22 protein-coding genes are annotated in these 23,121 nt (G+C 51.9%); 18 read left to right on the forward strand and 4 right to left on the reverse strand.

Going from position 1 to position 23,121, the window contains the following annotated elements:
• Positions 1–7: 7 nt before the first annotated feature.
• The 4 genes from LOS79_RS07060 to LOS79_RS07075 all read left to right on the forward strand — a co-directional run bounded on the left by LOS79_RS07060 (position 8) and on the right by LOS79_RS07075 (position 3,978).
• Entirely contained in the window at positions 8–829 is an 822-nt protein-coding gene (locus tag LOS79_RS07060; protein WP_315417440.1) for a transporter substrate-binding domain-containing protein, read from the forward strand.
• Positions 830–965: 136 nt separating this feature from the next.
• On the forward strand, positions 966–1,625 hold the full coding sequence (locus tag LOS79_RS07065; RefSeq protein WP_397386739.1) for an amino acid ABC transporter permease: 660 nt from the start codon (positions 966–968) through the stop codon (positions 1,623–1,625).
• Positions 1,612–2,334, forward strand: a complete 723-nt coding sequence (locus tag LOS79_RS07070) for an amino acid ABC transporter ATP-binding protein (RefSeq protein ID WP_315417442.1) — start codon at positions 1,612–1,614, stop codon at positions 2,332–2,334. Before LOS79_RS07065 ends, LOS79_RS07070 begins: the two co-directional genes overlap by 14 nt.
• Before the next feature lie 108 nt (positions 2,335–2,442).
• The gene (locus LOS79_RS07075) at positions 2,443–3,978 is read left to right on the forward strand and encodes a Ppx/GppA phosphatase family protein (protein WP_315417445.1); all 1,536 of its coding nucleotides are present in this window, start codon (positions 2,443–2,445) and stop codon (positions 3,976–3,978) included.
• On the opposite strand, the gene ppk1 is transcribed toward LOS79_RS07075, so the two are convergent.
• Complete coding sequence (gene ppk1, locus LOS79_RS07080; RefSeq protein ID WP_315417447.1) at positions 3,917–6,037, reverse strand: polyphosphate kinase 1; 2,121 nt, start codon at positions 6,035–6,037, stop codon at positions 3,917–3,919. The genes LOS79_RS07075 and ppk1 overlap by 62 nt on opposite strands.
• Positions 6,038–6,434: 397 nt before the next feature.
• On the opposite strand from ppk1, the gene LOS79_RS07085 reads away from it, so the two are divergent.
• Positions 6,435–7,112, forward strand: coding sequence for a 3D domain-containing protein (locus LOS79_RS07085; RefSeq protein WP_315417449.1), 678 nt, complete (start codon positions 6,435–6,437; stop codon positions 7,110–7,112).
• Between the two features lie 159 nt (positions 7,113–7,271).
• Here the strand turns inward: LOS79_RS07085 and LOS79_RS07090 are convergent, their stop codons facing one another.
• Positions 7,272–8,159 (reverse strand): polysaccharide deacetylase family protein, encoded by an 888-nt coding sequence (locus LOS79_RS07090; RefSeq protein ID WP_315417451.1) that lies wholly within the window; start codon positions 8,157–8,159, stop codon positions 7,272–7,274.
• Positions 8,160–8,346: 187 nt separating this feature from the next.
• On the opposite strand from LOS79_RS07090, the gene LOS79_RS07095 reads away from it, so the two are divergent.
• The 8 genes from LOS79_RS07095 to glp all read left to right on the forward strand — a co-directional run bounded on the left by LOS79_RS07095 (position 8,347) and on the right by glp (position 14,869).
• Entirely contained in the window at positions 8,347–9,387 is a 1,041-nt protein-coding gene (locus tag LOS79_RS07095) for an NADH:flavin oxidoreductase/NADH oxidase (protein WP_315417453.1), read from the forward strand.
• An 86-nt stretch (positions 9,388–9,473) separates the two neighbouring features.
• Positions 9,474–10,178, forward strand: coding sequence for a dihydroorotate dehydrogenase electron transfer subunit (locus LOS79_RS07100; RefSeq protein WP_315417455.1), 705 nt, complete (start codon positions 9,474–9,476; stop codon positions 10,176–10,178).
• Complete coding sequence (locus tag LOS79_RS07105; RefSeq protein ID WP_315417458.1) at positions 10,171–11,103, forward strand: dihydroorotate dehydrogenase; 933 nt, start codon at positions 10,171–10,173, stop codon at positions 11,101–11,103. The genes LOS79_RS07100 and LOS79_RS07105 overlap by 8 nt, the downstream gene beginning before the upstream one ends.
• A gap of 96 nt (positions 11,104–11,199) precedes the next feature.
• A complete protein-coding gene (locus LOS79_RS07110; RefSeq protein ID WP_315417460.1) occupies positions 11,200–11,538 on the forward strand; it encodes a prenylated flavin chaperone LpdD in 339 nt (112 codons plus the stop codon).
• A gap of 82 nt (positions 11,539–11,620) precedes the next feature.
• The gene (locus LOS79_RS07115; protein WP_315417463.1) at positions 11,621–12,289 is read left to right on the forward strand and encodes a PspA/IM30 family protein; all 669 of its coding nucleotides are present in this window, start codon (positions 11,621–11,623) and stop codon (positions 12,287–12,289) included.
• Between the two features lie 129 nt (positions 12,290–12,418).
• Positions 12,419–12,826, forward strand: coding sequence for a DUF350 domain-containing protein (locus LOS79_RS07120; RefSeq protein ID WP_315417466.1), 408 nt, complete (start codon positions 12,419–12,421; stop codon positions 12,824–12,826).
• A 54-nt stretch (positions 12,827–12,880) separates the two neighbouring features.
• The gene (locus tag LOS79_RS07125; protein ID WP_315417468.1) at positions 12,881–13,387 is read left to right on the forward strand and encodes a DUF4178 domain-containing protein; all 507 of its coding nucleotides are present in this window, start codon (positions 12,881–12,883) and stop codon (positions 13,385–13,387) included.
• A 201-nt stretch (positions 13,388–13,588) separates the two neighbouring features.
• Entirely contained in the window at positions 13,589–14,869 is a 1,281-nt protein-coding gene (gene glp / locus LOS79_RS07130; RefSeq protein ID WP_315417470.1) for a molybdopterin molybdotransferase MoeA, read from the forward strand.
• 1,356 nt (positions 14,870–16,225) lie between these two features.
• Here the strand turns inward: glp and LOS79_RS07135 are convergent.
• Both LOS79_RS07135 and xerS read right to left on the reverse strand, forming a co-directional pair.
• On the reverse strand, positions 16,226–17,104 hold the full coding sequence (locus tag LOS79_RS07135) for a pentapeptide repeat-containing protein (RefSeq protein WP_315417472.1): 879 nt from the start codon (positions 17,102–17,104) through the stop codon (positions 16,226–16,228).
• A gap of 69 nt (positions 17,105–17,173) precedes the next feature.
• Positions 17,174–18,271, reverse strand: coding sequence for a tyrosine recombinase XerS (gene xerS, locus LOS79_RS07140; RefSeq protein ID WP_315422052.1), 1,098 nt, complete (start codon positions 18,269–18,271; stop codon positions 17,174–17,176).
• Positions 18,272–18,443: 172 nt separating this feature from the next.
• Between xerS and LOS79_RS07145 the strand changes: the two genes are divergently transcribed.
• From LOS79_RS07145 to LOS79_RS07165, 5 genes are all read left to right on the forward strand, one after another.
• Complete coding sequence (locus LOS79_RS07145; RefSeq protein WP_315417475.1) at positions 18,444–18,965, forward strand: GNAT family N-acetyltransferase; 522 nt, start codon at positions 18,444–18,446, stop codon at positions 18,963–18,965.
• Between the two features lie 96 nt (positions 18,966–19,061).
• Positions 19,062–20,087, forward strand: a complete 1,026-nt coding sequence (locus LOS79_RS07150) for a hypothetical protein (protein WP_315417478.1) — start codon at positions 19,062–19,064, stop codon at positions 20,085–20,087.
• A gap of 74 nt (positions 20,088–20,161) precedes the next feature.
• On the forward strand, positions 20,162–21,295 hold the full coding sequence (locus LOS79_RS07155) for an AbrB family transcriptional regulator (RefSeq protein WP_315417479.1): 1,134 nt from the start codon (positions 20,162–20,164) through the stop codon (positions 21,293–21,295).
• Between the two features lie 261 nt (positions 21,296–21,556).
• Positions 21,557–22,180 carry a TetR/AcrR family transcriptional regulator gene (locus LOS79_RS07160; protein WP_315417481.1) on the forward strand — a complete coding sequence of 208 codons (624 nt, stop codon included), beginning with the start codon at positions 21,557–21,559 and terminating at the stop codon, positions 22,178–22,180.
• Between the two features lie 40 nt (positions 22,181–22,220).
• Positions 22,221–23,114, forward strand: a complete 894-nt coding sequence (locus LOS79_RS07165; RefSeq protein ID WP_315417483.1) for a hypothetical protein — start codon at positions 22,221–22,223, stop codon at positions 23,112–23,114.
• Positions 23,115–23,121 lie beyond the last annotated feature (7 nt).

The raw sequence follows: 23,121 nt of genomic DNA on the forward strand, positions 1-23,121 counted from the left end.
GAGACAGATGAACAAATGGGGTAAACTTTCTATGGGGCTGCTGCTGGCAGCAGGACTGCTGGCTGGATGCGGCTCCAATAACAACGACAACAATACCGCAGCTAGCGGAAATACCAATACGGGGAATGCAACTGCAGCCAAGAAGCTGATTATGGGAACAAGTGCAGATTTTCCGCCATACGAATTCCACAAAGTAGTTGACGGTAAAGACACCATCGTGGGCTTTGATATTGAAATTGCCAAGGATATCGCTGCAGATATGGGTGCAGAGCTAGAGATTAAGGACCTGCCATTTGACTCTTTGCTGAATGAGCTGTCAAGCGGCCGGATCGATATGGTCATCTCCGGACTCAGCCCGACTCCTGAACGTGCCGAAGCTGTAGGTTTGTCCGATATCTACTACAAAGCTGAACAGGCTGTAGTGGTGCGTGAAGCGGATAAGGATAAATTTGCGACGATGGATTCATTGAAAAATACTAAGATCGGTATTCAGACCGGATCGATCCAGGAAGATATCGCCAAGGGCATCGAAGGCGCACAGCTGACTTCGCTCGGCAAAATCTCCGAGATCGTGCTGCAGCTGCAATCGAACCGTGTAGACGCTTCTATTATGGAAGGACCTGTAGCCAAGTCCTTTGTGAAGAATGTTAAGGGACTTGTGATTACTGACGCCAAGCCTGAAGTGGAAGATGACGGTTATGTTATCGGCGTGAAGAAGGGCAATACGGAACTGCTGGATCAAGTGAATAAGACGTTGACCCGCCTGAACTCGGAAGGTAAGATTGACGAGTATGTAGCGGCAGCAAGTGAGCTTGCTGAGAGCAAGTAGAACAGCAAGCCGTGAACACGGTTAGCTGAAGATTTACAACCCGCAGCACGATTTGCGGGACATGCTCTGGTATTGACAGAAAATGGCGGTGATCCGTCGTTTTCTATTTTTTTGAAGACAGGAGGTAATACAGGACATGAATTTATTTGATATTGCCTATGAATACCGCAATTTTTTCTTCTCCGGTTTGAAGTATACACTGCTGCTGGCCGTCCTTGGAGTATTTTTCGGTTTCTTGCTGGGGATTGTTGTTTCTTTACTGCGGATGTCCAAGTGGTGGATTTTGCGCTTTATCGCTACTGCATGGGTTGAGTTCCTCCGCGGGACACCGATGCTGGTCCAGTTATTCCTGATTCACTACGGCTTAACGAGTCTGGGACTGGAGTTCACACCGATTCAGTCGGGAGCCATAACACTGACGATCAACAGTTCCGCTTATCTGGCGGAGATTTTCCGCGCGGGTATTCAAGGTGTTGACCGCGGTCAGACGGAGGCTGCGCGCTCACTCGGTATGAAGCAGGGGATGACGATGCGTTATATCGTGCTCCCACAGGCGCTTAAGAATGTACTGCCGGCCATCGGGAACGAATTTATTACGATCATCAAGGAATCTTCCATTGTCTCCATGATCGGGGTAGCAGATCTGTTCTTCCAGGCCAAAAGTATTACAACGATCACATATGAAGGTTTGACTCCGTATGTCATCATTGCCCTAATCTATTTTGTAATGACCTTCACACTGTCCAAGCTGCTGGGTATACTGGAAAGGAGGCTGAATACGGATGATCGAGGTTAAGAATCTGCAGAAGAGCTTTGGCAAACTGGATATCCTGAAAGGCATAGACCTGAACATTCATAAAGGTGAGGTTGTGGTTGTCATCGGTCCCAGCGGATCGGGTAAAAGCACCTTCCTGCGCTGTCTGAACCTGCTGGAGCAGCCTACCGGCGGCGAGATTAAGTTTGAAGGGGAGTCTATTACTGCCCGGAAGCATGACATCAACGTAACCCGTGAGAAAATGGGGATGGTCTTCCAGCAGTTTAACCTGTTCCCGCACAAATCAGTGCTGCAGAACATTATGCTCGCGCCGCTGAAGGTGCGGAAGCAGCAGGCGGCCGAAGCTGAGAAAATTGCCATGGAGCTGCTGCGTACCGTTGGCCTTGAGGACAAGCGGAATGCTTATCCGGCCCAGCTGTCCGGCGGACAGAAGCAGCGGATTGCCATTGCCCGTGCGCTCGCGATGCAGCCGCATGTGATGCTCTTCGATGAGCCTACCTCGGCGCTTGATCCGGAGATGGTCGGCGAAGTGCTGGAAGTTATGAAGCAGCTGGCTGAGCAAGGGATGACGATGGTCATCGTCACGCATGAAATGGGCTTCGCCCGCGAAGTCGGCGACCGCATCCTGTTCATGGACGGCGGCGTTATCGTTGAGCAGGGCACTCCGGCAGAGGTGTTCGGCCAGCCGAAGCATGCCCGCACCCGGGATTTCTTGAGTAAGGTTCTGTAATCATCTACGCCCTAACCTCACTTTGTGGGGTTATTTTTATTTTGCGGAGCAGGAAATGGGTGATATAGTATACAGATGATCAATCTACTTGAAAAGGAGTACATACAGATGAGAGATGATCTTTGCCGGATAGGCATTATAGACATTGGTTCTAACTCCATACGGCTTGTAATCTATGATACGACACAGGCAGGCGGCTATAAAATAATTAAGGAATGCAAATACTCTGCCCGCCTGAGTGAGAAAATTACCAAGGACGGAAGACTGGAAACAAAGGATATGGATACCATTGTTCCTGTCCTTCACCAGTTCAAGGAGATTTGTGATGACTTTGAAGTGGATAAAATCCGGGCAGGCGCTACTGCAGCGATCCGCAACGCCGCCAATTCCTCCGAAATTATCAGCTATTTATCCGCAGCCTCATCCATTCAGATCGAGGTCATCAGCGGTCACCAGGAAGCCTATTTCGGATTTCTCGGTGTGATCAATGCCTTTGATATCCAGGACGGATTTGTCATTGATATCGGAGGGGGCAGTACCGAGGTTACCTTATTCCGTGGCAGGCGTTACCAGCACAGCATCTCTTTCCCGTTCGGTGCGGTGAATACCAACGTGATGTTCAGCCACCACGGCAACTGGAACAGTGATCAGGTACGTAAGCTGCAGGCTTATGTTACCGGCAGGCTGGTTGAGCATGACTGGCTCACGGAAGGGGCAGGGCTCCCGCTGTACGGTCTTGGCGGAACGCTGCGTTCGCTCGGTAAGCTGGATCAGAAGAACCGTGATTATTCGTTGCCCAATTCGCACGGCTATATGCTGTCAGGTGAGACAATCGACAGGTTCATGGAAGTTCTGCCGGCGACCCCTTACGAGAAGCGTAAGGAACTGGAGGGGTTGTCCAAGAGCCGGGGGGACATCATCGTCTCCGGTCTGATTATTTTTCACACAGTCTATCATTATATTCAAGCCAGCGGTGCCTTAATCAGCGGAGAGGGCCTGCGGGAAGGCATGCTGCACGATCTGCTGAAGCCGGACGAGCCTGTACGTGACAGTGCGCTGGAATACAGTCTGGATACGATTATCCGCTTTGATATCCGTACCTCGAAGCGCCATCTGGATCATATCTATAAGCTGGCACTCAGTTTGCTTAACGCCTTCGAGCCCGAAGGAGACCGGGCTGAGCAGGAGATGCTGGTCTATGTGGCGATTATGCTGCACCGGACTGGCTCCAACATTAACTATTACCAGTCCAAGCGCCATACGCGCTACTGGCTGATGAATTCACCGATCCGCGGGCTTACCCACCGCCAGCTGATTCTCAGCGCTCTAATTGCTTCGTACAGCACAAAAAGCCGGAAGCAGAAACTGTCCCAGATGCATAAGGACATTTTACTGGCTTCCGACGAGATGTGGATTCATAAGCTGGGGACGCTGGTGCAGCTGAGCATCGCGCTTGACAGCACCGAAATCGGGATTGTCAGCGGGCTGAATACACGGCTGCACAACAACACCCTTGATCTGGAATTGCTGGGCGGACAAGTCCTGATCGGCCTCGAGGATATTGAGAACGGGCTCAAAGCTTTCAGGAATGCTTGGTCGGTGAAGGTAAAGCTCGGCTTCCCTTCCAGCGGGAAACATTCATAGCGGCGAACTGGCTCCGGAACGGGGCCTTTTTGTCGTCAGCCAGCTCATAATATCCGTTAGGCTGCAGGAAGCGGGCTTTCACATTGTCCTGCAGGGTCATCTCCAGAATTTTGATGATCTGCTTACGGCTGATATCGTCCTTCACCGGACACATCAGCTCGATCCGCCGGGTCAGGTTGCGGGTCATCCAGTCCGCACTGGACAGATAGACCTCCGGCTCTCCGCCGTTCTCGAAGTAATAGATCCGGGAATGCTCCAGGAAGCGGTCAACGATACTGCGTACCTTAATCCGCTCACTAAGCCCTTCAATGCCTGGACGCAGGCAGCAGACCCCTCTTACGATCAAATCGATGTTCACCCCGGCCTGGGCAGCTGTGTACAGATTATCAATGACCTCCTGATTGGACAGCGAGTTCATCTTGGCAATAATTCTGGCAGGTCTGCCGGCAGCCGCATGCTCCGCTTCCCGCAGAATCAGCTTCTGTAGCGACAGGCTCATATTGGTCGGTGCCACAATGAAGGAATTCCATTTGTAGTTGGCGGAATAGCCGGTCATCTGATTGAACAGCTCTGAGGCATCCAGCCCGATTTCGTGATTTGCCGTAAACAGACTGATATCAGTATAAGCCTTGGCTGTGCTGTCATTATAATTCCCGGTTCCTACATGGACATAACGCCGCAGCTCCGGACCTTCCTGGCGGACGATCAGGGTGACCTTGGCATGGGTCTTGAGTCCGACAAGCCCGTAGACGACATGGCAGCCGGACTGCTCCAGCTTGCGTGCCCAGGCAATATTACGCTCCTCGTCAAAGCGGGCCTTCAGCTCCACGACCACGGTGACCTGCTTGCCCGATTCTGCGGCTGTAGCCAGGGCGGCAATCAGCGGGGAGTTGCCGCTGACCCGGTAAAGCGTCATCTTGATGGCCATGACCTGTTCATCCTCAGAAGCCTGGGTAATGAAATCAGTCATCGCATCAAACGATTCATACGGATGATAGACCAGCACATCGCGTTCGCTCAGCACCTGGAAGAAATCCTCGTTCTCTTCAAATTCCGCCGGATAGAGCGGTTCAATCGGTGCATAGTGCATATAGCTGAAGCCTTTAAGGCTGCCGGCGAAGCTGCGCAGGAACCCGAGATCAAGCGGCCCTTCAATTTCGAAGACGAATTCCTCCAGCTCGAATTCCGCCTGCAGCTGCTCCAGCGCATAAGGATGAATGCCTTTTTGCACCTCAAGCCGGGCAGGCACGCCGCGGCGGCGCTTGCGCAGCTCCTTCTCGATTTCCTCCAGCAGATCCTCCGCGCCTTCCTCGTCAATCGTCAAATCGGAGTTGCGGGTCAGCCGGAACTCGCTGACGGCTACAGGATCATAACCGCTGAATAAGGTCTGGATATGATAGCGGATGACGTCTTCAATGAAGACGAACTGGCGCTTCTTGCTGTTGGAGCGGTGAGGCAGCGGAATGCAGCGCGGCAGGTTCGAAGGAATCTGCAGAATAGCGAAATAGGGTTCTTCCTCCTGGCTGTTCCTGCGGGTCAGCACAACTGCCAGATAGATGAACTGGCTGTGGACAAGCGGAAACGGACGGCTCTGGTCGACAGCCATCGGAGTCAGGACAGGGAAAATAATATCACGGTAATATTGCTCAATCGACTGCTCCTGGGCATGGGTTAAATCCTCATAATCTACGAAGACAATGCCTTCTTTATGCAGATTACGGGAGATATCCTTGAAGGTACGGTATTGGTCAGCGACAATTTTGGTTACCCGCTTGCTAAGACGCTTGTACAGCCCTGAAGGGGTGTAGCCGGTGAAATCCTTCTTGGTATAGCCGGCACGGATCTGATCCTGGATGCCTGCGACCCGGACGCTGATGAACTCATCCAAATTGCTGGATACAATTGCCAGGAATTTCGCCCGCTCCATCAGCGGGTTCTCCGGGTCCTGGGCCTCGGCGAGGACCCGGCGGTTGAATTCGATCCAGCTGAGGTCACGGTTAAGATAGGCCGTAGCGGGACTGGTATGGCTGATTTTTTTTTCTTCTACATTCACGTTCATTGACCCTCCAAGTATGCTTCAGTGTCTATTAAAATCTATCGTATTCTATTATTCTACTATTTGCAGAAGAGAGAAATGTTAAAACTGTGTAAAATTTTCGCGCAGCAGGCATGAAGCTGTTTTATCCAAAGTGGAGGCAGATAAAACGATTTCGATAAAAAATTAAGAATATGTAATTTTTTCGGCTGTGAAAACGCTAAATATAGGATAATTTTTGCCAATTGTAACAAAATCATAGCCAGAGGTTACAAAAATGTGATATATTCATTCCTGTCAGTTTACACAACACTGCATTTCGGCAGACCTTTAAGGAAGAAAGTACATAGGTCCAGCACCCGCGGCGCCATAAGGTTCACAGAATTGACCCTTACTGACGCCTACAAATGAAGGAGGCACTATGAAAATCAAGCCCTTAGCCATCACAGCCATCGCGGCCGTACTGGGACTTGGCACATTGCTTCAAGCCGCTCCCGTCCTGGCCGACAGCGTACATGTCGCTGGAGATTCTACTACCTATTATACTCTATCTAACCATTATGGCATAAGTGTAGAAGAACTAATGGATGCAAATCCGGAAATTCCCTCTGATAATATCTATCCTGGTCTTAAGCTTGCAATTCCGGGAACGGTCCAAGCGAAGGCTGCTGCAGCAGAGGCAATTACTGCAGCACCGGCGGCGAAGGCCGCAAGCGCTGCAACCTTCAGCGTTGAACCGGCATCGAATACTGTTCAAGCCTGGGGCAAGGAATTTAATTATGCCAAAGTCCTGCAGGTGAAGGCCTCAGCCTATTCCTCCGCCGCGAGCGAGAATGGAAAATGGGGGGCCGTCGATTATTTCGGCAACGCGCTTAAGCTGGGAACGATTGCGGTTGATCCTAGCGTTATTCCTTTGGGCACGAAGGTGCTCGTCACCGGTTATTCGCACCCGGGGCTGCCGAAGCAGGCTTTTCTTGCCACCGCAACGGATATGGGGAGCGCAATTAAGGGCAACCGGATTGATATTTTTATCCCCGGAAGCCAGAGCTTTGTAGCGGATTTCGGCTATCAATATGTACAGTTGTTTATTATTCAATAACCCGATAATCGTATAGTTGCACCAGTGCAGAGGAAACAAAACCCGGCCGTGCCGGCAGTTTTGTTTCCTCTTTTTAATCATTAAGAATATATATGTTTCGGGATCCCTGCAAAGTAGCTGAGTCAGCACCCGAAGATTCGGCTGCACTGTGTGGGGGGGTTATTTACTCTTGCTGACCTGGAACATTTGCGGAACGGTAACAAAGCTGTATCCGCGTTTACGCATAATGCTGATGATTTCCGGGAGTGCCTGAATGGTTCCCTGCAGGTTGCTGCCCTTGCCGCCGCCCCCGTGCTGCAGAATAATGGCGCCCTTACCGGCCCGGGCCAGAATATTATTCCTGACCTGAGTTTTGGATAAGCCTCGCCAGTCGAGGGAATCCACGTTCCAGTTCACCAGCTTATACCCGTGCGCTCTGGCCCAACGCAGCTGCGGTTCATTGATATCACCGTATGGCGGGCGGATCAGCCGCGGCTTGTAGCCTGCCATCAGCTGGAGAATATTCTCCGTCCGGATAATCTGGGTCCGGAATTCATTCATGCTGAGTTTGCTGAATTCAGGGTGGTTGTAGGAGTGGTTGCCGATGACATGGCCTTCTCTGATCATCCGTGCAACCAGATCCGGGTGCTTCTCCGCACGGCTGCCTACTACGAAGAAGGTTGCCTTGACGTGATACTTGTGCAGCACATCAAGCAGCTCGGGAGTAAAGCGCGGGTCAGGCACATCATCAAAGGTCAGGGCAATACTCTTGCTGCGCGGTCCTTGGGTCTTGATCGTATCCGGATATTTTCGCAGCAGCTGGCTAAGTGAGAGGCTTTTGTTTTTTTTACGGCGCTGTACAGCAGAGCTGGATGTGCCTGAGCCTGCGGGTATGGCTTCATCATCTGCAGCTTCATCCGGCTGTGGCAGAAGATAGGACTGGATGGAAAGAGCTGTTTGAAGGGAAGCGGAGGCTGAAGCAGACCCGGCAGCCGGGTGGACATCGGGCATTATTACTACAATGGTAAGAACCAGGAGCAGAATTCGGCGGATTCCGGTCAGCTTCATGGAAATAAACCTCCTTTATGTGAGCTTCCGTTATTTTAAAAGTCAAGAATTGTTATTTCCAAGGTTGTCTGATTTTATGCCGCAGCAGGAAGAGCAGAAGGATTTATCGTATCCGCAAATGCGTGTATAATTATGAATACGTGGGACTCCCGCTAAATGATAGCGAACAGGAAGGATGGAGACAAGCATGACCGATTTGTTTGCACCTTATGAACTGAAAGCCCTCACCTTGAAGAACCGCGTGGTTATGCCGCCGATGTGCCAATATGCCGTAGAGCAAGAGGACGGCATTGCCACTGACTGGCACTTTGTGCATTATGTCAGCCGTGCCGTCGGCGGTACCGGGCTAATCATTGTAGAGATGAGCGGGATTCATCCGGACGGGCGGATTACCAGCCGCGATACAGGAATCTGGGATGACAGGCAAATCGCAGCATTCAAGCGGATTACCAGTGCTGTTCATGCAGAGGGGGCCAAGATTGCAATACAGCTGGGACATGCCGGCCGTAAAGCGGTGGATGCCGCAGTTCCTGTTGCGCCTTCAGCGGTTGCCTTTGATGAACGCTCCAAAACGCCCCGGGCGCTTACCCGGGAGGAAATTGCCGGACTGGTCACTGCTTACCGTGATGCTGCACTCCGGGCGGTAGAAGCCGGGTTTGATACCGTAGAGCTTCATGGGGCCCACGGCTATCTGATCCACCAGTTTCATTCTCCGCTCACTAATCTACGTGAGGATGAATACGGACAAGATCCGGCATTGTTTGGTATGCAGGTAGTGGAGGCTGTACGTGAGGTGCTGCCGGTGGAAATGCCGCTGCTGATGAGGGTTTCAGCGAAGGAGTACGTGGAGGGCGGTTATAATGAAGCTTACGCGCTGGAATTCTGCCGCCGCTACAAAGACGCAGGAGTGGATATGTTCCATGTCTCCTCCGGAGGAGAAGGACCCATCGGATCGAACGGCGGTCCTAATGCAGGACCTGCATATCAGGTGGAGCTCGCCGAATACATTCGGAGCGGGCTGCATGTACCGGTAATCGCTGTCGGAAGGCTGGAATCCTATGAGGAGGCACAGGCAGTTATTGTTGAAGCCAAGGCGGAGCTTGTAGCAATCGGCAGAGGGATGCTTAGTGATCCTTACTGGGTATTGCATGCTGAAGAGGCGCTGGGCGGGATTCGTGTAGAGCATCTGCCGAAGCCTTATGTCCGCGGACATTGGAACAAGAAATAGAGGGCTATAATTGTGAAGAATATCACAGATTTTACGCTCCTTCTAAGGCATGGTTAATAAGATTAAATTTGAAGGAGCTTGATAACGTGGCGACGGTGATTAGTAACGAGCGGCTGGGAGACGGAGTATACCACCTGGTGGTTGAAGGAGGGAATGGTGGTGCGATGGGTCAGTTCTACATGCTGCGGGCATGGGGAGCCTATCCGCTGTTGTCCAGACCGCTTAGTATACATCAGGTGAATGATAATGGTGTTGATTTTTTGTATCATGTGGTAGGTGAAGGCACCGAGATTCTCGCGGGACTGAATCCGGGAGATTCTCTTGAGCTTGAAGGGCCATTTGGTACCGGTTTTCCTAAGGTGGAAGGAAAAGTTGCACTCGTAGGCGGGGGAATCGGAATTGCGCCGCTCTATTACTGTGCCCAGGAGCTGCCGGATAGCGATATTTATCTCGGCTTCAGCCGTGAGTCCTTCCGTACAGACGCATTCCGTCCGCTGGCTGCCGAACTGACCGTTGATGTTGGCGGCCTGATTCTGGACAGCGTGGATTTTGCAGCTTATGATCATATCTTTGTCTGCGGGCCGCATCCGATGCTGAAGGCAGCGCAGCTCAAACGGATCGCCGTGGAAACCTCCGGCAAGCGCCCTAACGTGTACTTATCGCTGGAGAACCGTATGGCTTGCGGAATTGGCGCTTGCCTGGTCTGCAGCGTATCCTGCAAGGACGGGCAGCGGAAGGCTTGTGCAGACGGGCCGGTCTTCCTGGCAGAGGAGGTGCTTTTCCATGATTAAGACCTCTGCAACGATAGCCGGAGTGCATTTCAAGAATCCGATTGTTATGGCTTCGGGTACATTTGGCTTCGGCCGTGAATACGGCAAGCTCTACGATGTATCTCTCCTAGGCGGAATTTCGGGTAAGGGGCTGACTCTTCATGCCAAAGCGGGAAATCCCGGTGTGCGGGTGTATGAGACCGCTTCTGGCATGCTGAACAGTGTGGGTCTTGAGAATCCGGGAGTGGAAGCCTTCCTGGCTAAGGAGCTGCCTTACTGGGAGACACTGGATACAGCACGGATCGTGAATCTGGGCGGCAATACATTGCCTGATTATGTGCTCGGAGCCGAGCTGATCCAGCGTGATGCCGATGCCCGCCTGCTTACGGGCAAGAAGGCTGTCGATATGATCGAGCTGAACATCTCCTGTCCGAACGTGAAGGAAGGCGGAATTGCCTTTGGTGTGAAGACTCCGGCGGCCCGTGATGTGGTCCGCGCCGTGAGAGCGGCAACCAGCCTGCCTCTGGCGGTGAAGCTGTCCCCGAATGCTGAAGACATCGCAGAGATGGCCGAAATGTGCGAAGCTGAAGGTGCGGATGCCGTATCGCTGATTAACACCATCTCGGGGATGAAGATCGATGTCCGCCGCCGCCGCAGTGTGTTCAATAACCTCTACGCCGGTCTGTCTGGCCCGGCAATCAAGCCGGTAGCGTTAAGAATGGTACATCAGGTTGCCAGACGGGTAACCATTCCCGTAATCGGCATGGGCGGCATCACTACAGCTACGGATATTATTGAGTTCATTATGGCGGGGGCAACGGTAATTCAGGTAGGAACTTATAACTTTATGAATCTGCGGGCAGGCAGCACCCTCACCGAGGAACTGCAGCAGTTTATGGCTGAAGAGAATATTTCCTCGCTGGATGAAATCCGCGGCATCGTATAAATATATGGCCTGTTCCGGACGGTACGGAGTATTATTTGCAGCTTGAGAAATCTTCGCTTACTATGGTTAATATAATGGGTAAGGGGGGATACTGCGTTGCTATCACATCAGCCTCATCCGGATGACATAGAACTGTCCGAGATTGCGGTCGGCCGCGATTTACTGCTGCTGATTACCGGCGGAGTCCGCCATATCGGTGCCGCAAGCACGGCATATATGGACGGAGAGACGGCCAGAGTCATGACCTCTGCAGTCCCGCATCACAAGGAGCATACAATCAGCGAAGCCATTGCACTTGAAGTGGCAGCTGCGCTGAACAGGACAGTTACGGTAGTGATGGGGATTCATTACGATAATCTCAGCAAAGAAGGCATCGCAGAGGTTGTGCGAATCGTGGGTGATAAGGTATCACAATATTTATTGCGGCAAGGTTAAATATTTTTTGAAACGATACTGGCACTCCCTGCGTAAAAGATAACAAATGAGCAAGACACTTTTATTTTGGAGGAATGAACCCATGTCTATATTTAAAAGATTACGTGATTTGACCATGTCCAATGTGAATGCGATTATTGATAAAGCCGAAGATCCGGTAAAAATGACTGACCAGTACATCCGTGATATGACCGAAGATCTGGAGGATGCCGAAAAAGCGGTAGCTGCACAGATCGCCATCGAGAAGAAATTCAAACAGCTATACGAAGAACAAGAAGCACTGGTCAACAAACGTAATCAGCAGGCCCATGCCGCTGCCCAGGCCGGTAATGCCGATCTGGCCCGCCGTGCGCTGGAAGAGAAGAAGGCCGCAGAAGCCAAGCTTGCTGAATACAAGACGAGCTTCGACCAGAATAAGGCTTCAGCGGATAATCTCCGCGGCAAGCTTGATGAAATGCGCAAGCAGCTTACCCAGATGAAGAACAAGCGCGAGACGCTCGTTGCCCGTTATAATGCAGCGAAGGCACAGACCGAAATCAACAAAGCGATGAGCGGATTCAGTACGGATTCAGCTTCCGCCGGACTCAAGCGGATGGAAGACAAGATGCTGCAGGCGGAAGCCCAGGCAGAAGCCAGCAACGAGATGGTATCCGGCAACAAATCGCTGGATGATGAGTTCGAGAAGCTGAGCAAGGACCAGGCTGTCGAAGATGAGCTGGCTGCGCTGATGAAACAGTACGACAAACAATAATATACTGGCATAAGCCGGACTTCAGGCGGATGTCTACAGGCGGAGGGGAGACAGAACCAGCGGTTTCTCCTTCGCCTTATCTATGTCTTTACGCTTCACAAGTAAACTGAACAAACGGGGGCTTGAGCAATGGATTTCCATAACCTGGTGTCCATGGTAGTGTGGACGGTCAGCGGTGCAGTGCTGCTGTGTGGGCTGATGTTCGTGGATTCGCTGTTTACCCGTTACAATGATCTGGAAGAACTTAAGGCAGGCAATCTGGCGGTGACTACCCGGTTTGTGCTGAAGCTGGTTGCGCAGGGCTATATTCTGTCGTCATCCATTGCAGTGGCCAGCCGACTCGGGAATGCGCTGATCGTCTCGGCTGTTTCTTTTGTCCTGTTATTCGTTCTTGAGAAGACGGCTGAGCTGCTGCTGGGCAAATGGGGCAAGGTTGATCTCGATCACGGCACACAGCTGGGCAAGGTCGGCTATGGGCTGCTTGCTGGCTCATTGCATGTGACAGGCGCTTTAATTATTGGTGCATTTATACGGTAATAGACCGGAATGAGCAGAGACTTTGAGATGGACCAAACATTAGGAGTGATAGCTTTGAGTATCTGGAAAAGAATCGGTAACATCTTCTCGAAGCCGGAGGCGCCCGCTGCGCCGAAGAGTATGCTGAACCTGTCCCCAGGTGATATTTGCGAGGTTTCCCTGGTAAGCTACGAAGTGACCGGCCGGACCAAGACCACCGGCCGCAACGCTGTGGTGCTCACACTGCGTGACGGAAGCCGGATTGCCTACCTCTATATTGAAGAACGCGAGCAGGTACAGTACCGGCTCTATTATCCCATCGACGGCCGGCTCGACAGCCCTTCCGAGGTTCCCGCCACGCTGGAGCTGGATGACCGTACCTTCTATCTGGAGGAGGAGTATGAGGGGTATGCAGCTGTTAAGGGACAGACGCCGTATATGAACGGCGGGGAGCAGCATGTCTGGCAATACCAGTCGGATGACTCACGGCTGCTGCGGGTCGAGTGGCAGAACGGCAGATTCATGCTTTACGAGGGCGAAAGTATCATTCCGGCAGATGTCAGAGTGATCCGTGCAAGTTAGGGTGCCGGAAGCAGTGGAACTGCTGCGGCATTACAGGCATTACAATAGAAAGTAATCAGGGAATGCCACCGGCGGGTAATGCGGGTAGCATTCTCTTTTTTGTCGTCGCTTATTTTTACTTTCCGGGGCAGCGTGTTAGAATAGGGCTGGACCAGCCGGACTATGACTTTGGCAGAGTAATGAAGGAGGATAAGCCGATCTATGAACAACTCAGAGGAATACAGCAGCAGTAAATTTCAGCGTACAGTGATTTCCGTAGAAGAGGCCGGGGCAAGGCTGGCTGCTTATGCAGTACTGCTGGAACAAGAAGTGGTCCCCTTGAATCAAAGCTGCGGACGCATGCTGGCTGAGCCGGTACATACTCCGCATCCGTTTCCGGCGTTTGACCGCTCCGCTATGGACGGGTTTGCCGTCCTTGCGGCAGATACTGCGGCTGCAACAGAAGATAATAAGGTCTGGCTTGAGATTGCGGACTTTATCCCCTGCGGTGCAGTGGCTTCCAGAGATGTAACTTCCGGGACAGCTGCACGGATTATGACCGGAGCGCAAATTCCGGGCAGTGCAGATACGGTAATTATGATGGAGGCCACCGAGAGCAGGGTGGTGAACGGCATTACTTATGTCGGCATCTGCAAGCCGCAGGAGGCGGGATTACATATTACTCCTTGCGGCTTAGAGATGCAAACCGGGGAACTGGTGCTGCAAGCCGGCAAAATCATCGGTGCTGGTGATATCGCAGTGCTGGCTGCACTCGGAGTGTCCGCTGTTCCAGTGCGCCGCAGGCCGAAGGTAGCCGTTTTTGCGACCGGAACTGAGCTGCTGGATGTCAGTGTGCCGCTTGAGCCGGGTAAAATCCGCAACAGTAATTCACCGATGCTCGAAGCGCTTATTAAGGAGGCCGGCGGAGAACCTGTTATGCTGGGTACAATTGCTGATAATCTGGAGCTGGCCCGCCATAAAGTACAGATGGCACTGGAGGCTTATGATCTGGTGATTACCACGGGAGGGGTCTCGGTCGGCGATTACGATATTATGGGTGATTTGGTCCGGGAGCAGAGCGGTGAGATGTTGTTCAACAAAATAGCCATGCGGCCCGGCAGCGTAACCACCGCAGCAGTCCGCGGGGGAACACTTCTGCTTGCATTGTCAGGCAACCCCGGTGCCTGTTTCACTGGATTTCAGCTGTTAGCCCGTCCCGTGATCGGTATGATGCAGGGTGCGGCACAGCCTAAGCTGCCGGAATGGAACGCACGGCTGGGGGCGGATTATAAGCGGAGCAACAGCTATACACGGTTTGTCCGTGCCCGGCTGGAGCTCCGGGAGGGAATGCTCTATGCGCATCCGGCTGCTGTGGATGAATCTTCGGTAATGGTGACGATTAAAGACAGTGATTGTCTGATTGTTATTCCGCCTAACAGTGGCCTTATATCCGCCGGAGAGCTGGTCACCATCATTAAGCTGCCGGGTGAAATCCGCGGCTGAGCGGCTACCTGGGTAGCTAGTATAGTATCAGTTCTTAATCTGTGAATTAAACTCACTGCTTAGGTGTGGTGAGTATTGTTTGATCCTTACGGACCGTACAGCCGTTATTTGTCTCCAATATGCTCTTTTCGCCGGCTAACGGACCCCACAGCGCTTATTGTTTCTCAAGCAACCCCAATTGGTGTAAATATCAGTAAATAAAGCCTCTGGTGTCCGCCTGCAGAAAAATGAGATATATTCGAAATAAGAGCTGCTGTGTCCGTTGAGCTTTAATAATCCAGCAGGTACCCCGTTATGCAGAGGATGTCTACAAAATTCACTTCTGCGGCCGCCATCTGCTGCATAGTTGGCTCCACCATGATTCATAAAATTCATCATATGAAAAATTCGAAAAAGAAATACCACTTTAACAAAAGAAATACCACTTCAACGTTTCACCGCCGGTCATCACTATCGTTAGTTGACCTGATCCTCATCTCTATTCATGAAATCCGTTTTGTACTCCGGCCACTATGACGGTTGGACCCCGCTGCCCACCTTCGAATCGGCAGGCGGGGCTGGGACGGCGGGTGAAAAAGCTGTCCGGCAGAACGTCGAACCAAAAACAATAGCTGTATTTTGTTTTATTATTAAAAATTTCATCATGTGAAAAATTCACAACAGAAAGCTATAATATGTAATACTTCCTTAGCGCGAACACTCTATAACCCCCGGTATAAAGCCAGTCCCGGCCCTTCACCGCAGCAGCTGCGGTGAAGGGCCGGGACTGGAATTACCTCAAGCCCGCTATCAAGGAGCACTAAAGAAATAAACGAAATACAAAAAAGAAGCGGAAATTTGGAACTGTAGGAGTGAAAGCTCCGCCTTTGTCACCGGATTTCTACCGTTAAAAACGGTAATAATCAGGAAATCTGGGGACAACAGCGGCCGGAAGCCCAAAGGCTCACTGCAGTGACAACTACGCTATAAGTTCAAGTCTTAAGTGCGTCTTATATAGCGGCTGTAAAAATAAGAAGTAGAGTAACATATCTTCGTTTCCAGGCGGAAACTCTCGGGATAGTTGTATTATGTGCAACTAAATGGAGCAGTAAGCGATTTTTGAATTGTATAGATGCACTCTGTACAATTAAATTCGCCCGAAATACGTTAAATCAAGCTGCTCACGGCAGTTTAGTTGCACGAAATACAGCTAAACCGATAATAGGTGGACTATCAGATTATCTAGTTGTATGTTGTGCAATTAACATATCGTTGTTGGGATAACACAAACCTCCGGCAAGCGCACTCCACTTTCATTTCACAGATTTAAATCTGATTGAGTGAAGCGTTGAAATGCAACACTCCGGCTGCTGCATCTTAATGCAGTGCTGCGGCCCAATGCTCAGGATATGACAATCTCTCCGGCAGCCTGGTCGTGTGATCTCCCTTGGCGGCTTGCAGCTGTGCCTGGGTAAGGAAGAGGGCGTGCCGCAGGTCCGCGCTGCACAGGTTCGTGTCGCGCAGATCCGCACCGATTAAATCACAGTAACGCAGATCCGCACCGCTGAGGTCAGCGGCAATCAGGTATGCCCCGCGCAAGCTGGTGCAGCGCAGATCGGCCTGGCGCAGCTTCGCGCCGATCAGATCTGCGCCACGGCCGTAGTTCTTCTGGCGTCCGGGTGCCGGCTTCAGCTGCTTCAGGGTCGCCGTGCGCGTCAGTTCACTGGCCTGCAGCAGCAGCCCGTTGATCTCCGCCCGGTGCAGCGGCACATTGAGCTTTACAAGCTCATCAGGCGGGAGACTGGTTAGCTCTGTAGTCTGCTCTAGCAGTGATTTCATTGAGCTATGCAGACTGTCCACGGCGTAGAAGTCTATAGCCTCATGCAGATACCACAGCAGTTCATGGAGCTGGCGCATTACCAGGAACGCTTCGAACATCTGGCCTGCTGTTTCCGGCGCCTGCCGCCAGTCGTGCCCGCCGTAAGTCTGCTGCGAGACTTTCTGCCCGGCTCCGAAGCAGTCATATACGGTACAGCCCCGGAAGCCGCGCGTTCTAAGCTCCGTATGAATGCCGCAGCGGAAATCCCCGCGCAGATTAGGACAAGGCTGTCCGGCCTGCTTGTCGATGGCGAAATCAGATGAAGCCGCGAACGGCAGCGCCGCGCAGCACAAGCCGAAGCAGCTTAGGCAGTCGGAATGCAGCTCCGGCAGGCCGGGATGTTGAAAGGAAACTTGGGATAATGGATGATCAGTCACAGCAAAAAAACCTCCGCATTAAGTGATAAAATGGTTAATTGAACGGTTAGCGGGGACGTAAAGACCCGGTTATTCTTTCTGGGCTTCGTTCTCCAGGCGGCGCTCAATTGCTTCCGACATTGTTTTATCGGTGAGATGGGCATAGATTTCGGTAGTCTCTGTTGAAGCATGTCCAAGCTGTTCCTTCGTCCGGTAAATATCATTTTGCAGATAGTAGTCGGTGGCGAAGGAATGCCGCAGCTTATGCACCGTCAGATAAGGCTTGCCGAAACGTTTGGCGTATTTGATAATCATCTCCTGGATCGCCCGTTTGGTCATCCGTTTCCCCTCGGTACTGCCGTTAGGGAGCGCGATGAACAGGGCTTTTTCCCGTTTCGGTGTCTTATAGCGGCTCTGGCGAAGGCTGAGATACAGGCTTAGATCATCTTTTGACTGCTCGCGGAAATAGACCGGAGTCTTGAATGTCTCGTCGTTATGCCCCTTGCGGAATACATAGATCAGCTTGTTGTTCAGATCTAAGTCATCCATATTCAGATTGACCACCTCGGAGACACGCAGGCCGGAGTTCAGAATCAGGCTGGCGATGCAGGCATCCCGTTCACGGTTAAGCTGAAAAGAGTAATAAGCCTGTTTATTGGCCTCCACATCCTTGCCGTAGCCTTCATAGATATATCCTACGAACTCCAGCAGCTCCTCGTCCTCAAGGATTTTGCCTTTCAGCTTGGCTGCCGTATCCTTCGGCTTGTGGATGCGTTTGATCTCCACCTTGGCCATGATATTCCGCTTCAGCAGCGGATAAAAGTCCTCATCCTCGGCAATCTGGCTCAAGTAATGGAAGAGGGAGCGCAGTGCAGACAGCTTCCGGGACACGGTCACACGGCTATTCGCACTCTCCGCCCGGGTTGTCAGATGCAGCCGGTATCCGACAATGCTGTCCATGTGCAGGGTTTCCAGCTCTAATAATGTGATCTCGGCGTTGCTTGCGCCGGCAGACAGCCCTTCACCCCGCAGCCAGCCGAAAAAAGATTCATAATCGCGGATATACTCCAGCAGCGTGGAGGGGGAGAGGTCGGGCCGTTTATAATCTATAAACTGCTGCACGAACCAGGGCATTAACGGCAGCCGCTGGTCGAGCTTTTGGCGGTCGGCTGTTTTTTGAATGCTGATGAGCTTCACCTTCTTTGTAGTTTGCCTTTAATTAGCAGGAACCGTCTTTCTTATATTATCATGTTTCAGCCGTTAACGGCCTTGTATCTGCTGCGTTCATAGCGGCGCCCTTGCTCCTGATGTGACAAAGTTATATGATGTGAAGTAAACGTAAACGGCAGAGGTGAACCTGATGGAACTTGGAATCGAGCTGGTTCCTAAAGAGCAGAAGCAGATGTTAAACAGATTAATGCAGTTTTACCTGTATGATTTCACCCGTTATCTGGAGCTGCAGGTGGACCGGGACGGGTTATTTCCCGCCTATCCGGGACTTGAAGCTTACTGGAGCAGCGGCACCAATAAATTCCCGTATGTGTTCACAGTAGACGGCAATATTGCCGGGTTCGCCCTGGTTGACCGGCTGCTGCGCGACCCGGAGGGGCAGTTTTATATGACAGAGTTCTTTGTCATGCAAAGATACCGCCGCAGCGGAGTGGGAACCTGGGCCGCACACCGGCTGTTCGATATGTTTCCCGGCGACTGGAAGGTATCCCAGATCCGGGCGAACCTACCGGCGCGCAGCTTCTGGCACCGGGTGATCGGGGAATACACGGGCGGTGACTTCAAAGAGCGTTTCAATACACGCCAGGGGAATCCCAGCCAATATTTCAGTACCATACACTCGAATCCGAACATTAACCGGATGAAGAAATAATCTTCAACCGGAATTCGGCAGCAATGTTCAGCCGGTAATCCGGCCGTATCGCAACTTTAGCCTATTACCAGCGTCTGGTAAATGAGGTGATTATCTATGTCCATGCGTAAGCGCATGATTGGAGCCGGTTGGATTGCTGTTGTCCTTGCACTGAGTACAGGCTGCACCAGCGGGAAGAACACTGACAACGGAGTAGAAGGAACAGCACAGCCTGAGGCCAGCCCGGTAACGGTTACACCACAGCCTGCCGCTGCTGGGACAGCATCAGCCAGTCCAGCAGCCACAGCGGCGATGCTTCCGGCAGGTTCTGTCCCTCTGATCCCCGAAGTAGAGGAGTACAGCGGGAGCGGCCGGGAGTTCGAGATTGCGGGTACGCTGGTCCGGGCCGGTTTCTCTGCGGATCAGGAATTGCCGCTGGGCCTGTTCCTGCCCGAAACCATGATCCGCTTCGGGCAGGAGGGGAGAACGGCCTGGGGGACTGCCGACAAGCTGAACTATATTACCTTTGTTCATGTGAAGGGAACTGAGGCAGAGGCTGCTGAACCCAGCTTCAAGCCGGGTACAGATCAGGCATTGCTTAAGTACAAAGAATACCTCGGAACCAGCAGCGGGCCGGGGCATCCGGTTGAAGCTTTCCGGTTCATAGCCATGGGAGAGGAATACCGGGCAGAACTGACGGTTACAGCGGCGGAGCGGGCAGCTATTCTTCCTGTTCTGGTCCAGATGCTTAGCCAGGTTGAGCATATGGAGAAGCGGACGCCCATCGTTCCCGGTGTATTCCTTCAAGAGCCGGATGTAGGAGAGGACCCGGGGAACCGGCAAGCGCTGCAGGAAACTATGAGCTGTATCGAAGCCTGGGTTGCCAAGGATAAAGATAAGTTCGCGGCCACGATGCATTCGCTGGGGATTAATGAGGCGCTGCAGTTTTTGCTGGATGGAAAGAATGTCTACCGCATCAATGAGCTGACGCTGCTGGGCATTCCGATTGAAGGGACCAAGCGGGCGGGCTTCACTGTTGGCTATGAGCAAATGACCTCTGAAGGGTACATTACCAAGGGGACATATGAAATCTCGCTGCTCCGCAATAAGCAAGGTGAGTGGAAGATTGCCAATATCGATTAGGTACACAAATGCTGCTACAAATTCATTTTGCAACAACTGTCTATACTGACAGGTGCCGGAAATGAGGATTTATCATGTCAAGACAATCAACACCAGCAATATCCAAAGCTATATCTCAGCCGCTGTCCATCCTGATTACGCTCGCAACTGCTCTGGCTGGCGGCGGTATATTCATGCTGCTGCACTGGCCGCTGCCATGGCTGCTTGGCCCGATGATCGCTGCCCTGATCAGCTCAAATCTGCGCAAGCAGGCTTACTCCTGGCCAGGACAAATCCGGAATACCGGGATGATTATTGTCGGGTACACCATTGGCCTTTCCCTGACTGCCCCGGCGCTCACAGAAATCTCCCGCCAGCTTCCTGCAATGCTGTTGATGACCGCGCTGCTGCTGCTGTTCTGCGCTGGAATAGCTGTTCTGGTCTCCAAGGTGTCCGGAACCAATTACAAAACGATTCTGCTCGGGAGTATTCCCGGCGGGTTAACCCAGATGCTGGTGCTGGCTGAGGAGTCGGAGGATGTTAATCTGACCGTGGTGACAGTGATTCAGGTGATCCGCCTAATGATGATCATCATTTGTATCCCTCTGTTAATTTACAGCCCGCTGTTTGCCGGCCATGCAGGGGGGGCTGACAGTACACCGCTTGTGTCGGCCGCCGCTGAAAGCACAGGCGTGTTGTTCCCGAATATCATCTACTTCGGCATCGCATGCACGCTTTGCGGAATTGGCGGGCAGAAGATTAAGTTTCCTACCGCGTTCCTGCTCGGACCGGCGATCATAACAGCAGTGCTGCAGATCAGCGGCCTTGAGGGGACGATGCTGCCTGCAGTATTAACCAATGCTGCGCAACTGATGATCGGGGTCTACGTTGGATTGCTGCTTGATCCGCGCAAGCTGAACCATAAGCTGCTGACGCTGTCACTTGCGGTAGGGAGCGGGGCTGTGCTGATTGCCGGTGCTTACGGCTTCAGCCTGCTGTTTGCTTATCTGGAATCCGTATCTGCGGCGACTGCACTGCTGAGCCTGGCGCCGGGCGGGATGGATCAGATGAGTCTGATTGCGCATGAGGTCGGGGCCGAATTGCCGACAGTTGCCGGTTTCCAGCTGTTCCGGACATTTTTTATCTTTTTTGCGGTTCCGCCGCTGTTCAAGCTGATTTTTCATGAGCGGAAAAGAAAACCGGAAGCAGCCGGCACTAAGTTAACATAACTTAGATTATGTTAACTATCCGAAGCGAATGTTGTATTTGCGATATATAGATGTTTCATAGAACGAACTAACAGTTGAGCTTGGGATGCCTGTAATGGGCCGCCTCAGGCTTTTTTGAAGTTCTTAGAATTTTAACCTGAAAGTTGTCAGAATAATCATATTATTTCAAGCATGCTATAGCATACACTAATCATTGAACAGTGTTCAACATAAATTACAGTGTTCAAAATAACGATGTTACATCAGGAGGAACTTTGGATTATGGGCAGAGAGCAGAAGCAGGAACAGGAACGGGAAGCGATGCGCCGTCTCATTCTGGCAACAGCCGCTGAGCTGGCCGCCGAGAATGGGCTCGATAAGCTGTCCGTCCGCAAAATTGCTGGCCGGATGGAATATTCTGCCGGAATTATCTATCACTATTTTCAAGGGAAGGAGGAGATTGTGGAGCAGCTGCTGCAGCAGGGATACCAGAAGATGATTAGCGGTATGGATGCTCAGGTTCAGCTGCCTGCTGAACAAATGTCTGCGGAAGACAAATTCAAATATTCCCTTACTCAATTTATCCGCATGGGTATAGCTGAGCGTTCGCCATACAGCAGTATTATGTTAAATAGTTCACCAGCCGTCCTCAGTCTCACCGCCGTACTTCATCAGGGAGCAGCGCAGGAACGCAGTGCAATCGGGATGCTCTGCAGCATCATCGGTGAGCTGGAAGGCAGGCCCTTACAGAAGGCAGAGGTGACTGAAAAGACGGCCCAGGTGATCTGGAGCGCTGCTTTTGGGCTGATCATACGGCTGAACTTGGAAAAGAATTTGCCGGAAGCACAGAAGGAGGCGCTGATTGACCGGCTGGTGGAAGGGATGTTAATTATTGCCCGGAGCTAGAGCCAGGCGGCGGAAATATTGGCTAAGGAGGAAGATGGCGATGAGGTATAGGCGGTCTGTCAGTATTTTAACATGTATAATTGCTGTTCTGGCCATAATTGCTTCCGGATACGGGCTGTTGTCGGGAGGCGGTGAAACGGCGGGGGGAAGTTCCGGTATGTTCACCTCGATCCGGGGAGAAGAGGTTGAATTATACGGCACAGGAATATACAGGCACGACTCCGTGTCTGCGGCGGCACAAGCCCGGGCACAGGATGGGGTAACTCTGCTTGCAGCGGTTCCGTTACTGCTGCTGTCTCTGCGTATGAGCCGCAAGGGCAAGATTAAAGGTCAATTGCTGCTTAGCGGAGTTTTAGGCTATTTTACGTATACTTACGCTTCATACAGCTTCCTGGCAATGTACAATAACCTGTTTCTTATCTATGTAATGCTGCTGTCAGCCAGCCTGTTTGCGTTCCTCTTAACACTGGTATCGCTGGAACGGGAGCAGGTGAAACGTTATTTCAAACCGGGCTTGCCGGCAGCCAGTATCGGCGGATTTCTGCTGTTTATTGCTTTTATGCTTATGATGTTATGGCTGGGCAGAATTGCAGGGCCGTTAATGCATGGAACTGTACCCCAAGGACTGGAGCATTACAGTACCCTGGTCATTCAGGCATTGGACTTAGCGGTTGTAGTACCGGTTACGGCAGTTACAGGAATTATGCTTATCCTCAGACGGGCAGCGGGGTTCCTGCTGGCTTCCGTAGTTTTAGTTAAAGCTGCCACGTTGTTAACCTCCATCTCGGCCATGATCGCCGGAATGCTGTATGCGGGGGTAAAGGTATCGTTAATAGAGCTTATCGTGTTTCCTGTGTTTAATCTGGGCGTGGTGATCTGTTTGTTTGTCGTGCTGAGCCATGTCCAGGAACCCGGCAAACCTATATCAGTATGATCAACGG

The sequence above is a fragment of the Paenibacillus sp. MMS20-IR301 genome (assembly GCF_032302195.1).
Classification (GTDB): Bacteria; Bacillota; Bacilli; order Paenibacillales; family Paenibacillaceae; genus Paenibacillus_AQ.

What these genes read in the sequence shown, in the direction of transcription:
- LOS79_RS07060 (WP_315417440.1), top strand. Translation starts at nt 8, where the DNA reads ATGAACAAATGGGGTAAACTTTCTATGGGGCTGCTGCTGGCAGCAGGA.
- LOS79_RS07065 (WP_397386739.1), top strand. Translation starts at nt 966, where the DNA reads ATGAATTTATTTGATATTGCCTATGAATACCGCAATTTTTTCTTCTCC.
- LOS79_RS07070 (WP_315417442.1), top strand. Translation starts at nt 1,612, where the DNA reads ATGATCGAGGTTAAGAATCTGCAGAAGAGCTTTGGCAAACTGGATATC.
- LOS79_RS07075 (WP_315417445.1), top strand. Translation starts at nt 2,443, where the DNA reads ATGAGAGATGATCTTTGCCGGATAGGCATTATAGACATTGGTTCTAAC.
- ppk1 (WP_315417447.1), bottom strand. Translation starts at nt 6,037, where the DNA reads ATGAACGTGAATGTAGAAGAAAAAAAAATCAGCCATACCAGTCCCGCT.
- LOS79_RS07085 (WP_315417449.1), top strand. Translation starts at nt 6,435, where the DNA reads ATGAAAATCAAGCCCTTAGCCATCACAGCCATCGCGGCCGTACTGGGA.
- LOS79_RS07090 (WP_315417451.1), bottom strand. Translation starts at nt 8,159, where the DNA reads ATGAAGCTGACCGGAATCCGCCGAATTCTGCTCCTGGTTCTTACCATT.
- LOS79_RS07095 (WP_315417453.1), top strand. Translation starts at nt 8,347, where the DNA reads ATGACCGATTTGTTTGCACCTTATGAACTGAAAGCCCTCACCTTGAAG.
- LOS79_RS07105 (WP_315417458.1), top strand. Translation starts at nt 10,171, where the DNA reads ATGATTAAGACCTCTGCAACGATAGCCGGAGTGCATTTCAAGAATCCG.
- LOS79_RS07115 (WP_315417463.1), top strand. Translation starts at nt 11,621, where the DNA reads ATGTCTATATTTAAAAGATTACGTGATTTGACCATGTCCAATGTGAAT.
- LOS79_RS07120 (WP_315417466.1), top strand. Translation starts at nt 12,419, where the DNA reads ATGGATTTCCATAACCTGGTGTCCATGGTAGTGTGGACGGTCAGCGGT.
- glp (WP_315417470.1), top strand. Translation starts at nt 13,589, where the DNA reads ATGAACAACTCAGAGGAATACAGCAGCAGTAAATTTCAGCGTACAGTG.
- LOS79_RS07145 (WP_315417475.1), top strand. Translation starts at nt 18,444, where the DNA reads ATGGAACTTGGAATCGAGCTGGTTCCTAAAGAGCAGAAGCAGATGTTA.
- LOS79_RS07150 (WP_315417478.1), top strand. Translation starts at nt 19,062, where the DNA reads ATGTCCATGCGTAAGCGCATGATTGGAGCCGGTTGGATTGCTGTTGTC.
- LOS79_RS07155 (WP_315417479.1), top strand. Translation starts at nt 20,162, where the DNA reads ATGTCAAGACAATCAACACCAGCAATATCCAAAGCTATATCTCAGCCG.
- LOS79_RS07160 (WP_315417481.1), top strand. Translation starts at nt 21,557, where the DNA reads ATGGGCAGAGAGCAGAAGCAGGAACAGGAACGGGAAGCGATGCGCCGT.
- LOS79_RS07165 (WP_315417483.1), top strand. Translation starts at nt 22,221, where the DNA reads ATGAGGTATAGGCGGTCTGTCAGTATTTTAACATGTATAATTGCTGTT.